This window comes from Vibrio sp. 1S139 (genome assembly GCF_041439475.1).
GTDB classification, from domain to species: Bacteria; Pseudomonadota; Gammaproteobacteria; order Enterobacterales; family Vibrionaceae; genus Vibrio; species Vibrio crassostreae_C.
The window spans coordinates 64,015-76,889 of sequence record NZ_JBGOOD010000002.1 but is presented as its reverse complement, the minus strand read 5'-3'; the positions used below and the strand labels follow the sequence as shown (position 1 = coordinate 76,889).

General features: G+C 46.9%; 10 protein-coding genes. 5 read left to right on the top strand and 5 right to left on the bottom strand.

What is annotated here, in order from left to right:
• Positions 1-111 precede the first annotated feature (111 nt).
• From hppD to maiA, 4 genes are read left to right on the top strand one after another with little or no spacing between them, the layout of a single operon-like run.
• On the top strand, positions 112-1,185 hold the full coding sequence (hppD, locus tag ACED46_RS01195; RefSeq protein WP_102393374.1) for a 4-hydroxyphenylpyruvate dioxygenase: 1,074 nt from the start codon (positions 112-114) through the stop codon (positions 1,183-1,185).
• Complete coding sequence (locus ACED46_RS01190) at positions 1,178-2,353, top strand: homogentisate 1,2-dioxygenase (protein ID WP_102454002.1); 1,176 nt, start codon at positions 1,178-1,180, stop codon at positions 2,351-2,353. The genes hppD and ACED46_RS01190 overlap by 8 nt, the downstream gene beginning before the upstream one ends.
• Before the next feature lie 9 nt (positions 2,354-2,362).
• Complete coding sequence (locus tag ACED46_RS01185; RefSeq protein ID WP_371720762.1) at positions 2,363-3,400, top strand: fumarylacetoacetate hydrolase family protein; 1,038 nt, start codon at positions 2,363-2,365, stop codon at positions 3,398-3,400.
• 38 nt (positions 3,401-3,438) lie between these two features.
• Positions 3,439-4,128 carry a maleylacetoacetate isomerase gene (gene maiA / locus ACED46_RS01180; protein ID WP_371720761.1) on the top strand — a complete coding sequence of 230 codons (690 nt, stop codon included), beginning with the start codon at positions 3,439-3,441 and terminating at the stop codon, positions 4,126-4,128.
• Between the two features lie 253 nt (positions 4,129-4,381).
• Here the strand turns inward: maiA and ACED46_RS01175 are convergent, their stop codons facing one another.
• From ACED46_RS01175 to murQ, 4 genes are read right to left on the bottom strand one after another with little or no spacing between them, the layout of a single operon-like run.
• Entirely contained in the window at positions 4,382-5,374 is a 993-nt protein-coding gene (locus ACED46_RS01175; RefSeq protein WP_017065119.1) for an OmpG family monomeric porin, read from the bottom strand.
• A 21-nt stretch (positions 5,375-5,395) separates the two neighbouring features.
• Positions 5,396-7,291 (bottom strand): glycoside hydrolase family 3 protein, encoded by a 1,896-nt coding sequence (locus ACED46_RS01170; protein ID WP_108192344.1) that lies wholly within the window; start codon positions 7,289-7,291, stop codon positions 5,396-5,398.
• Between the two features lie 12 nt (positions 7,292-7,303).
• Entirely contained in the window at positions 7,304-8,755 is a 1,452-nt protein-coding gene (gene murP / locus ACED46_RS01165; protein ID WP_017065117.1) for a PTS N-acetylmuramic acid transporter subunit IIBC, read from the bottom strand.
• A 28-nt stretch (positions 8,756-8,783) separates the two neighbouring features.
• Entirely contained in the window at positions 8,784-9,686 is a 903-nt protein-coding gene (murQ, locus tag ACED46_RS01160) for an N-acetylmuramic acid 6-phosphate etherase (RefSeq protein ID WP_371720760.1), read from the bottom strand.
• A 227-nt stretch (positions 9,687-9,913) separates the two neighbouring features.
• Here murQ and ACED46_RS01155 point away from each other — a divergent pair, with 227 nt between their 5' ends.
• Positions 9,914-10,768 (top strand): SIS domain-containing protein, encoded by an 855-nt coding sequence (locus ACED46_RS01155; RefSeq protein WP_017065115.1) that lies wholly within the window; start codon positions 9,914-9,916, stop codon positions 10,766-10,768.
• 47 nt (positions 10,769-10,815) lie between these two features.
• Here ACED46_RS01155 and ACED46_RS01150 read toward each other — a convergent pair whose 3' ends face one another.
• On the bottom strand, positions 10,816-12,855 hold the full coding sequence (locus ACED46_RS01150; RefSeq protein WP_371720759.1) for an acetoacetate--CoA ligase: 2,040 nt from the start codon (positions 12,853-12,855) through the stop codon (positions 10,816-10,818).
• Between the last annotated feature and the right edge of the window lie 20 nt (positions 12,856-12,875).

Sequence of the window (12,875 nt, the reverse complement as noted above, 5' to 3'; positions counted from 1 at the left end):
CCATCCATTCCAATCTGTCAGCTTGTGAGCCAAATTTAGTTAAGGACAAAAAACACACAACCATTTCATAAAAAACGTAACACAAAACCAATAGGTACAAGGAGAAAGTTCATGGTGGATACATACAACCCGCTTGGCACGGATGGATTCGAGTTTGTTGAATACACGGCCGTTGACCACAAGGGAATAGAGCAACTTAAAGCGCTGTTTGTGTCACTTGGTTTTGCTGAGATAGCCAAGCACCGCTCAAAAGAAGCTTGGCTGTATCGACAAGGTGATATCAATTTTATCGTCAATGAACAGCCTCACAGCCAAGCGGAAGCGTTCGCTAAAGTTCACGGCCCATCGGTGTGTGGCATGGCGTTTCGTGTCAACGAAGCAACAGCTGCAATGGAGCAAGCGTTTAAGGGTGGCGGTGAAGAGTACAAGACAGAAATAGGGCCGATGGAGCTTAGCATTCCTGCCATTTACGGCATCGGTGAAAGCCTGCTCTATTTTGTGGATCGCTACGGCAAGCAGAGCATCTACGACGTTGATTTCCGATTCTATGATGACGCGCAAGAGCGCATGGCGAAAGCCGACGTAGGCCTTTATGAGATCGATCACCTCACGCACAACGTGAAACAAGGCAATATGGATCTGTGGTCTGGTTTTTATGAGCGTATCGGTAACTTTCGTGAGATTCGCTACTTCGACATTGAAGGTAAGCTGACAGGCCTTGTGAGCCGTGCCATGACCTCACCATGTGGCAAGATCCGTATTCCAATCAATGAGTCTTCAGATGACAAATCACAAATTGAAGAGTTCATTCGTGAATACAACGGCGAAGGTATCCAACACATCGCGCTTGCTACGGATGACATCTACAAAACGGTGAAAACCCTGCGTGATCGCGGCATGGACTTTATGCCAACCCCAGATACCTACTATGAGAAAGTTGACGATCGTGTAAAAGGCCACCGGGAAGATACCGATCTGTTGCGTGACCTACGCGTTCTGATTGATGGTGCGCCGACCAAAGACGGCATCTTGCTGCAAATTTTCACGCAGACAGTAATCGGGCCTGTGTTCTTTGAAATCATTCAGCGTAAAGGCAACGAAGGCTTTGGCGAAGGCAACTTCAAGGCGCTGTTTGAATCGATTGAAGAGGACCAGATTCGTCGAGGAGTATTAGACGATGCATAAATGGATCTCGTTTCCTCATCGGGAGGGGGTGTGCTCTAAACAAGCGCATGCCGACTTCCCCGAAGAGGCAATTTATGAGCGAGAAGCGGGCCGAAGTGGATTCTTTGGCCCTGCCGCTCACTTTCATCACCAACATGCCCCAACAGGTTGGTCGGAGTGGGAAGGTGATTTACGCCCTCGCGCTTTTGATTTTACGCTGGTGGAAAAAGCCAGCCAGATAACCCCTTGGGCGGTGCCTCATCTTTTGCACAACGCTGACTGCAAAATCCGAGTGTGGCGCATGGACGAGAAGATGGATTTCTTGGTGCGTAATTCTGATGGTGATGAGCTGCTGTTCATTCACCAAGGTAGCGCCGATCTCTATTGTGACTATGGTCATCTAGCCGTGAGTGAAGGGGATTACGTGATGATCCCGCGCTCAACCAACTGGCGTTTAGAGCCAAGTGAGCCGATGTTCATCTTGATGATTGAGAACACAGACGCGGCTTACTCCCTGCCAGAGAAAGGCATGGTCGGTAATCACGCGGTGTTTGATCCGGCGGTGCTCGACATACCTTCTATCAATGAGCAATTCCGCGCTCAGTATTCAGAAAATCAAACTCAGGTTCAGGTGAAACGCCACGACAAAGTCAGTGTGATCACCTATCCGTTCAATCCATTGGATGCAATTGGTTGGCATGGCGACTTAGCGGTGGTGAAAGTGAATTGGCGCGATATCAGACCGCTGATGTCACATCGTTACCACTTGCCACCGTCAGCACACACCACTTTTGTTGGCGCAGGCTTTGTGGTGTGCACCTTTGTACCACGCCCGATTGAGAGCGATCCAGGTGCATTGAAAGTGCCGTTCTACCACAACAATGATGACTACGACGAAGTGCTGTTCTATCACGCAGGTGACTTCTTTAGCCGCGATAATATTGAAGCGGGTATGGTGACTTTCCACCCGGCGGGCTTCACTCATGGGCCTCATCCTAAAGCCTTTAAGGCTGGGCAAGCGCATAAGAAAAAGTTCACCGATGAAGTCGCGGTGATGATCGATACTCGCCACGCGCTGCAGTTCTCTGACGAACTCGATAACGTTGAGAACAAAGAATATGTCTACAGTTGGCAAGACACGGGTTTGCAAGAGACAGGTTCTCAAACCATGGCTGACGATAAGAAGTAAGGGGCAAGGATGAAATTAGCAACCAAGAAAAATGGCACTCGCGACGGTCTATTGATGGTCGTAAGTAAAGATCTTAAACAATGTGTAGCTGCCACCGAAATTTTCCATGCGATGCATCTAGCGCCAACCATGCAGGTAGCATTGGATAACTGGGACAGCGTGGCTTCTCAGTTAGAAGAGTTATACACCTCGTTAAACAACGGGCATGTGACTGGCAGTGAAGTGTTTGCATCTCAGTATTGTGAATCACCTCTGCCACGCGCATATCAATGGGCGGATGGCAGTGCTTATGTAAACCATGTTGAACTGGTGCGTAAGGCGCGTGGTGCTGAAATGCCAGAAAGCTTCTGGGTTGATCCATTAATGTATCAAGGCGGCTCAGATGCGTTTATCGGCCCTTGTGACAATATCGAATTTGCCAGCGACGAGTGGGGCATCGATTTCGAAGGTGAGGTTGCGATTGTGACCGGTGATGTACCGATGGGCGCTAGTGCTAAGCAGGCGCATGATTCGATTCGTCTGCTGATGTTGGTGAACGATGTGTCGCTGCGCGGTTTGATTCCGGCGGAGCTTGCTAAGGGTTTTGGCTTCTTCCAGTCTAAACCGTCTTCTGCGTTCTCTCCGGTTGCGGTAACACCTGATGAGCTTGGCGAGCAATGGAAAGGCAGTAAGGTACATTTACCGTTGACATCGACCTACAACGACCAGCCTTTTGGTTGTCCGAATGCCGGTGTAGATATGACCTTCAATTTTGCAGAGTTGGTTGTGCATGCAGCTAAAACTCGACCATTATCGGCAGGCGCGATCATAGGTTCAGGCACGGTATCGAATAAGCAAGGCACTGACCACGGCACCTCAATTGCCGAGGGCGGCGTGGGCTATTCATGCATTGCCGAGGTGCGCATGATTGAGACGATTCGCGATGGCAAACCTTCGACTCAATTCATGTCGTTTGGCGACTCGATTCGCCTAGAGATGTTTGATACGGCGGGTGATTCCATTTTTGGTGCGATTGACCAAAAAGTTAGCCAATATCGAGCGTTATAACCCATATTATAAAGATTCAGCTCGAGCGAGATCATTGTATGAATCAGAACATGACACTTTACGGTTATTGGCGCTCTTCGGCCGCCTATCGGGTGCGTATTGGATTGAACCTAAAGCAACTCGACTATGAGTCTAAATCGGTGCATTTGGTGCGTAATGGCGGCGAGCAGCATGACCCACAATATCGTGAGCTCAACGCCAGTGAATTAGTGCCCGTGCTGGTGGATGGTGAAGTTCAACTCAATCAGTCACTGGCTATTCTTCAATATCTCGATGAACACTATTTGTGTGAGAGCAGCCCTGACTCCTCGCTCATTCCAGAGCAAACACCGCTGCGTTATCAAGCGTTGGCTATGGCTCAGGATATTGCGATAGAAATTCACCCTCTGAACAACCTGCGCGTGTTGCAGTATTTGGAGCGAGAATTGTCTTGCGAGCAAGAGGCGAGAATGGACTGGCTTCATCATTGGATGAACCAAGGTTTCCGTGCTCTAGAAGAGAAACTGGCAAAGCACAGAAAAGCACACGGTGATTCGGTGTATAGCCTCACCGATTCACCATGCATTGTCGATATTTGCTTGGTGCCACAGGTGTATAACGCGCTGCGTTTTGGCGTTGATATGTCACCTTATCCGCTGATTAACTCAATTGTCGAAGCGTGCAATCAGTTACCTGCTTTTATTGAGGCGATGCCAGAGAATCAAGCGGATGCGAATGATTCCATGTAGATTCACTGATGTAAACGCAAATACTTTTCCCTTACGCTACCAAAACCGTTTTTGGACTATTCTGTTCTAGCCTGATTGCTCATTTAGCAATATACGAATATCTTCACGTATTGGAAAGTCGCTTGATTGAGTGTGCAGTTTTATTGGTGCAGATTAGTATCAATGAAACGGGAGAAGTCATGATCATTAGTATACCAACCGGAGAACGCGCCTCCGGTTGGTATGTTGTTACATCGAAAATATAATCAAGCTGTTACCACTTATACTTCCAACCCGCTTGAGCTAGATAGAATTTCTGGCTGTTGTCTGAACCACTGGTTAGGCCCGCAGACTTAGACTCATCCCACTTGGTTTCTTCGTAAGCCATACCTACCCACAACGTTGATTTAGGGCTCAGTTTATAGTCGATATTCAAACCTAAACGCAGCCCGTCGTCTGTCTCATTGACGACGTTGTAGTTGTTTGACGCATCATAGATTTTCTCGTTGATGAAGTAGCGGAAATAAGGCATCACGCTCCATTTGTCATTAATTTTAGTTGGGAAGTACCCACGAATCTGGTTTTGTTCCCAGTTCTTGTTTTGGTCGTTATCCCAAGTCCAATCGGTGTATAGGTAGACTTTTGCTGTGAAACTATCACTGTGTTTATACGCAAAACCATGCTCCGCTTCCCACTCGTAATCGTTCTCTCCTACGAAGCGATCATAGTAGTAAAACGCATCCCAGTAAGAGAATGAGAGTTTATCGGTGATCTTAAACTCACCACTAGGCATTATCCAGTACAGGTTGTTGCTGCCACGAGCATCTGTTCCCGGTGCAGAGTCGTTAGATTCTTTTCGGTATGTAGCGTTCAGATTAAAGACCACATCATCGTTGCGAACTAAGTTACGAGTCGCACCAATCTGAGTACGGTTTCGTTGAAACGAGTTATCTGTGTTATTTAGATCCTCAGTGATCGAACGGCGCGCCACTTTATGTTCAAGAAAATAGCTCCATTTGGAGTTAGGGCTATTAATGAATAGCTGTGCGACTGGGGTGAGTTTGTCTATCACTGCATTGCCATCAGGGTCTCTGTGCCCTTCAAACTTTTCCATTTCCATGTAAATGTTCGACGCAACGTTCCACTCAGAGGTAAAGTTTTGGGTTAGCTCTTCCGTTTCAACTTTTACGGCGTTGTCTTCAGTCGCAAGCGCGAGACTAGGTAGAAGCAGTGCTAGTAGGGTAGCTCCAGACTTTTTATTTATCATTTTTATTATTCCTAGGACGAATTATTGGTAGTTCACTGAATGGCCGAATGGGTAAATAACGTCACCGTTGTCATTTTTTACATCTACTGGAAGAGTTCCTGTTGGTGCGTTCAGAGGCAGTCCCGTTTGAGGGTTTAAAAACAAGGTGCGAATACCAGAGCTAATGTTTGCTTCAAGTGAATTGCGGTCATTGTTGGTCACGTCGAACCCTGTGATACCGTAAATAGCGATGTTCGCTTGTACACCGTCTACATGGGCAATGTCGTAAGGATTACGCGTTGAAATCATCACCAGTTTTTTGCCTTCAGCGTTCGCGATATCTACGATTTTCTGAGCATTTGCCGCGTGGCCCATTAGGTTGTATGTCGACATGATAATCAGATCGGATTTTACAATGGTGCTACGAAGCTCATTTTCATTTAAGTTATCTTCCATTAATGCCGCTTTCTGCTCGCTAATGAACATTGGGTGATTACCTGTCTCTTGTTTCACAACGTTCAGGTACTTGGTTACAAGTGCATTGCGGCTATCTTCATCAGAAATAACTAGGATATTGCTGGCTTCACTTGGATCGACAGGCAATACATTATTTTGGTTTTCAATAAGCGTGATTGATGCATCAGCGACCTTTTTCTCTTCAAGTTTGTTCGCTTCAGAGCCTACTGAGTCGATGGCAAACTGTTTGTCTGTGGTTTGGTAAACCAGACCCATTTGAAGCTTTTTCTTTATAACGCGAGTTGCGGCTTCTTTCATACGCTCAAGGAACTCTGGATTGGTTTCCATTTTGTCTTCTAGGTAGACAAATAGGCTTTCCAACTGTTTGATTTCATCTCGGTTGGTAATTTGAAGCGGCATCAAAGCAATATCAGCACCGGCGTAAAGTGAAGCGTGAACTGCGTAGTTGCGATCAAAGTTGTCAGCGATGGCCCCCATATCGAGCGCATCGGTCACAATTAGCCCATCAAAGCCAATTTTGTCACGTAAAACCCCAGTCAAAATAGGTTTGGAGAACGTTGCAGGGATTAGCATTTCTTTGTCACTTAAGGTCGCTTGGATCATAGTGTCATCCACGCTTGGTAGCGTCACGTGCGCTGACATTATGGAATCGGTACCGTGCTCAATCGCGTACTTAAATGGAGCGAGGTCGATCGCTTCCCACTCTTCTCGTGAGTAGCTGACTTCTGGTAAATCGTAGTGTGAATCGACGCTCACGTTGCCATGCCCAGGAAAGTGCTTCAGTGCACTGATCACGCCAGCTTCATGAATACCATCCATGTAGGCGGTAGACATTTCATTGATCACATCAACATTGCTGCTGTACGAGCGCACACCAATGATCGGGTTGTTCTGGTTCACATTGACATCAACCACAGGGCCGAAGTTGTAGTTAATGCCTAAAGCGGACAGCTCTGAGCCGTGAATCTTGCCAGCAACGTAAGCATTGTTCGCGTCACCAGAGGCAGCTAGCGCCATGTTTCCTGGCATCTCTGTGCCATTCTGCAATCGAGTGACGTAACCGCCTTCTTGGTCAGTCGCGATGAGAAGAGGTAGGTTACTGCTCGCCTCTTGCAAGGCATCAGTGAACTCGACGATTTGATTCGAATTCACTAGATTTTGGCGAAATAGAATTACACCGCCGATATGGTAGTCGGTGATCATCGAGCTTATGTCATGGTTAATTCGAGTTACAGGGATCTCTTCATCGGTGTATGGGTCTTTGCCCCACGAGCGAAAATCCATCATCAATGTTTGACCGATTAACTCTCTGTTATTCATCGTACTTACGACGCTTTCAGCGTATTTTTCTGGTTGTTGCTGGTACTGCTCTAGGTCTTGATTACTGAATTTATTCATGCCACTCGAACAACCCACAACAGACAATACTGCTGTACTCAAAATGATCTTATTCAATTTCATCACTGCTTTTACCTAAGTTAAATCAACGTTTTTGGAACCAAACATGTACGTAGCAAAGAAACCCACGACATACGAAATAAGAAGACCAATAACAAACACCGCCATCCCTGCAAAAATACCGCTGTTAGAAGTCATTAATGGCACAGCGACGATACCCGATGGGCCAAACACTGTATTTAAACCGACTGGCATCCCTAAGTAAGAGACCAATCCAATAAAGAACCCGCCTGCTGCACCGCCAATACAAGCGGTAACAAACGGTTTTACTCGTGGAAGTGTGACGCCGTAAATCAGCGGCTCACCTATACCCAACAAACCAGGCACAATAGCCCCTTTGACTTGAGTGCGAAGAAGAGAGTCTTTTTGGGCTTTGAAGTACAACGCCATTGACGCGCCGACCTGACCGCCACCCGCCATCGCCAAGATTGGGAACAGAGAGTTAAAGCCTTGCGCTTCCATAAGTGCAAAATAGACAGGAACAAACCCTTGGTGAATACCAAACACGACAGAGATAAGAAATAGGCCAGCCAGTAAAGCGGCACCAAATGGGTTGTCGTTTAAGTTAAGGAATAACCAAGACATGCCTTTGAACAACTCGCCACCAATCGGCATGATCAACAAGTAGGTGACCGCGCCCATAATGAGAAGCGTGACGACAGACGTTAGGATCATATCGAGGTCATCGGGCATGTATTTTCGAACCAGTTTCTCTACGTAAGCACCGGTGATTGCCGCGAGTAATACCCCAATGATGTTGCCACGCGGGTCGATAGAGAATCCGAAAAACTCATTCATCCCTGAGTAGACGCCGGACGTGGCGGTTGGGTCATATCCCAAGACGAACAGTGAAGCCAGAATCGCCCCGTTAACGCCAGAGCCGCCAAAGGCTTGCTGGGCGTTATAGCCAATCAGAATGCTCAAAAAGGCAAAAAGGCCGGTACCAAATACTTTCATGTAGGCAACAAGGTCTAACAGCGACTTGCTTGGTTCTTGATCGATAATGTAGGTCTGCTCAAGTAAGGTTGCAAAACCAAGCAACAGACCCGCCGCGATAAAGCCAGGGATTAAGGGGGTAAAGATGGTAGCGAACTTACTAAGAAATCGCTGTACTCCACTGGTTTGCTTGCTCTTCATTTGCTTTTTTTGTTCAGCCGCAACCGTAGACAAATCTTCCTCTGCATTAGTTTGTTTTACGGTCGCTTCAGGCTGCTCAAGCATCAAGCTGTTCATCAGCTCAGAAGCTTGTTGCGCTTTACCTGGCCCAAGAATGATCTGAAGTTGTTCGTCACTCTCTACCACACCCAGAACGCCTGGGGTTTTCTTGATGGTATCCAGAGACGCTTGATTGATGTCTACGAGGGCTAAACGTAAGCGGGTCATGCAGTTCCCACATTTACGAATGTTGCCACTGCCGCCAACGGCCAACAGTAAAGCTTCAATCATGGTAGGCGTTATTTTTGCCATTTGAATTACCTTTTATAACTGAATTTAATTATTCGTCGGCGAGTGCAGTTCGGATGAAACCACCGCTTTTATTGAGTCGTGCACAGGCTTCTTCGGCGCTGATGCCAGCCAAAATCATGAGAATTGCGGTTTTGCAGTTGTTATTACAAGCGTTAAGCGCATATTCAGCGTGTTTGCTGTCAACTCCGGTTGCTTCAATAACAATGTTGATTTGACGTTGGACGAGTTTGGCGTTGGTCGCCTCTACATCAACCATCAAATTTCCAAACACTTTCCCACTGCGGATCATGGCGCCGCTGGTCAACATATTGAGAACCAATTTCTGAGCGGTACCGGCCTTCATTCTTGATGACCCAGTCACCACTTCAGGGCCGACAACTGGAGTAATCGCAATGTCTTCGGAATTTGCCATTGGAGATCCGGGGTTACATGAAATTGACACAGTGGTCGCTCCGATGAATCGAGCATAGGTGAGGCCACCCAACACATATGGAGTTCGACCGCTCGCGGCTATTCCGACGACTACGTCTGACTCTGTTAGCGCCAACGATTTTAAATCTGCTTGTGCGAGCGCAGGATCATCTTCCGCGTTCTCTACAGCTTTTAAGATGGCTTGGTGCCCGCCAGCAATAACGCCAATGACTTGTTCAGGGCTCGTGCCATAAGTCGGTGGGCATTCGCTTGCATCTAAAATGCCTAAGCGCCCAGAAGTGCCAGCGCCGATGTAGATTAATCGGCCACCTTTTGCAAAAGCACTTGTGATCGCGTCAACAGCTTTTGCAATGTGAGGAAGGACTTCTTCTACGGCTAACGCAACACGTTGGTCTTCTTTGTTGATGACGGCTAGCATGTCAATTGTTGATAGCTTATCAATGTCTGCGCTTGCAGGATTGCGGCTCTCTGTAACCAAATGGTTCAAATCGATCTTCATTACTTGTTCTCTTACCCAATACAAACTGAGGGCGATACTAAAGAATAAAATATTCCGTTTGAGTGATAAATATCACAGTTAGAGTTATTCTGAAGTGGTGATTTAGGTGGAATAATTGTGATAAATTTATACTAAATCCCAGGTATTCCGACTTAAGTGGCGGTTTGAACTGAATATTCATTATTCTTCATTAGGAATATTTTATTCTAAAATAATCGAGGTGAAATGTGTCAGTCGTGAATAAAATTGTCAGCCGTCGTACTCAGCTCTCTGCCAATGCGAGAAAAATTGCGGATTGGATAACATCAAATGTGGAACAGGCAGCCTCATTGACAAGCCAAGAACTGGCGCAAGCGACCAACGTGAGTCAATCAAGTATCGTGAAATTTACGCAGCGAATTGGTTTTAAAGGCTACAGTGAATTCAAGTTAGCGCTGACGGAGGATATAGGTCGAAAGCACGCCATTCAAACCACCCCACTGCACAGTAATATTCTGGCCGATGACCCATTCAGCGTTATTTCTCAAAAGCTTGTGCAAGAAAAAACCGATGCGATGATCCAGACAACCAATGCGCTGTCACTTGATACCTGCACGGAAGCTATTCGACTGTTAGATGGTGCCAATAGAGTGCAAGTCGTGGGTATTGGAGGCTCAGCACTCACGGCAAAAGAGTTTAGCTTTAAATTGCTGAAATTAGGCATTACCGCTTTAGCAGAACAAGACAGTCACGTTCAGATAGCGATAGCCCGTACGCTTACCCCGCAAGATGTCCAAGTTGTTATTTCGTTTTCAGGGGAAAGAAAAGATGTGTTAATCGCCGCAGAAACAGCAAAGGAGCAAGGTGTTAAGGTCATCGCTCTTACCTCCGCTCGTAAAAGTAAACTTCGAAGCATCGCGGATTTATCCTTTGATACGATTGCTGATGAAAGCCAATACCGAAGTTCATCGATAGCATCCCGAACAGCTCAAAACATTATTACTGATTTGCTGTTCATTGCATTAGTGAAGCAAAGAGATGAATCAGCAAGACAGCTTATTGATGACATCAACTCAGATATTCGTCAGGTTTCGCATAGATAACTGGTTACTTTACTTTCTTCTAGCTTGGATTTTTTGAGATAGGAACACTAAAGCGAAACAACACTCTTTATCTCTTCCAAAACCTCGGCGTTAGCGATAGCCCCGAGGTTTTCTACATTTTTGCCATTGATCACCTGTTTCACAGCCAACTCCACCAGTTTGCCAGAGCGTGTTTTTGGCACGTCGCTGATCGCAAATATCTGGCTTGGCACGTGTCTTGGCGAACAAGAGGATTTGAGTTTGCTTTTGATGGCTGTCAGTAACTTTTCATCTAAACTCACACCTTGCTGCAGCTGAACAAACAGCCATACCTGTTCATTGCGGTCGATGTTTTTACCGACTGCTATCGAATCGATGATGCCGTCAATGGTGTTCACTTGCTGATAGATTTCGGCCGTACCAATTCGCACGCCACCGGGGTTGAGTGTGGTGTCGCCTCGCCCGTAGAACAGGTAGCCGCCATGTTCGCTCTGTGCGACTTCATCACCGTGATGCCACACATTGTCGAACCTATCCCAATAGGTGCTGTGATAGCGCTCTCCGGTGTCATTCCAAAAGCCAGCGGGGAAGTTGGGTAGGGAGTTGGTGCATACTAATTCGCCACGTTCGTGATCGACCTTTTGACCAGACGAATTGAACACCTTGATGTCGACGCCGAGCCCGGCCTGTTGGCACTCACCGCGATACACAGGCGAGATTGGGTTACCCAAAACAAAGCAGCCACAAATATCCGTGCCGCCAGAAATCGACGCTAAATGCAGGTCTTGCTTGATGTGCTTGTAAACGTAATCGAACTGCTCTGGGTAAAGCACAGAACCCGTCGAGCACAGTGTTCTCAAATGAGGAAGCGAGTGACTGTCTATTGGCGAGAGTTCGGCTTTCTCAATCGCTTCTATGTACTTGGCTGAGGTGCCAAATGTCGATACGTCAGCACGCTGCGCTAAATCCCATAGAACGTTAGGTTGCGGGTAAACCGGGCTACCATCAAAGATAACCAAACAAGCACCGCTGGCGAGCGCAGATACGTGCCAGTTCCACATCATCCAACCACAAGTGGTGTAGTAGAACACGCGATCTCTTGGTTTAATATCGCAATGAAGCTGATGCTCTTTTAGGTGGTTGATGGTAGTGCCACCGACAGAATGCACTATACATTTGGGTTTGCCTGTGGTGCCGGAAGAGTAGAGTACAAACAACGGTTCATTGAAGCCGACACGAGTAAATCGAAGAGGTTTTGTCTGATAGTGATTAATGATGCTGTGCCAGCTTAGAATCGACACATCATGTTCAACTTTTTTCTTCTCTAAATCGCTCTTCTCTAAGTCATTACTCGGTTTCAAATAACCGATCTCACACACCTGTTTTAATTCGTTTAAGTGTTCGATGATTTCACGGTTCTTGCCCGCCATATCGAACGTTTTGCCATTGAAGGTGTAACCGTCACAGGTGAACAGCACCTTAGGTTTCACCTGTCCGAATCGCTCAATCACACTCTCTACTCCAAAATCAGGCGAGGTCGATGTCCAAATCGCGCCTAAGCTGGTGGCGGCTAGCATGGCTATCACGGTTTGTGGCAGATAGGGAGTATACGCAGCAACTATATCACCTTGTTTCACTCCGCTATCGACAAGCCATTGCTGAACACTAGAGACAGCTTCACACAGGGTTTCCCATGTATAACTCTGTTGTTCGCCACGTTCATTCTCAAACCAAATCGCAAGCTCATCAGGCATGGTGTGTGCCAAACGCAGCAAGTTCTCGGCGTAGTTTACTTGTGCATTGGGAAACCAAACCGCATCACGGTTCGATTTAGGCTGCTGCCAGCGGCTCCCACCTTGAGCTTTGATGGTCTCGCTTTCTGCCTTGTTAATAGAGTCTTGTGAGCCGACTACTCCACAAAACTGCCACACGTTTTGCCAAAACGATTCCGGCTGAACTACAGACCATTGGTGGAGTTCGGCATAGTTTTTTACGTCCCTATCTAGGTTTAACCAAGACTGTTCAAGGCTATCGATGAATCGGGTTAAGTTGGCATTGGCGATACGCTGCTCGCTTGGCTGCCAAATGGGCTTATTGCTTTCGTGCATTCCTTTACCTTTAACAAAAA